General features: G+C 48.7%; 1 rRNA gene. It reads left to right on the top strand.

Annotated elements, in window-relative coordinates:
• A 23S ribosomal RNA gene (locus D2V08_RS18180) occupies positions 1-396 on the top strand; the annotation flags it as partial.

Genomic DNA, 396 nt, shown 5'->3' with positions numbered 1-396 from the left:
GTGTAAAACTCCAAACTCCCTATCTTCGTAGACGTCGGGCAGTCCGGATTGCGGGGTAAGCTTGTAATCCGTAAGGGAGACAACCCAGCCCATGGTTAATGCCCCCCAATGTAGGCTAAGTGTCAACACTGAATGAAGTCCTAGGTCAAAGACAACTGGAAGGTGAGCTCAGAAGCAGCTATCCTTTAAAAAGTGCGTAACAGCTTACCAGTCAAGATTTAGGGCGCAGAAAATGGACGGGGCTCAAGCCTACTGCAGATACCATGGCGCACGCTATATGCGTGATCGAGTAGAGAGGCGTCCTGTATGGACAGAAGCAGGTGCGTAAGCTCCTGTGGACCGTATAGGAATGAAAATTTTGGCAGTAGTAGAAGCAAAGAATGGTGAGAATCCATT

Origin of the sequence: Flagellimonas lutimaris, assembly GCF_003581615.1 — a bacterium.
Lineage (GTDB): Bacteria > Bacteroidota > Bacteroidia > Flavobacteriales > Flavobacteriaceae > Flagellimonas > Flagellimonas lutimaris.
Note: the sequence above shows the minus strand (reverse complement) of the source record. Positions and strands in the feature narration are given on the sequence as shown.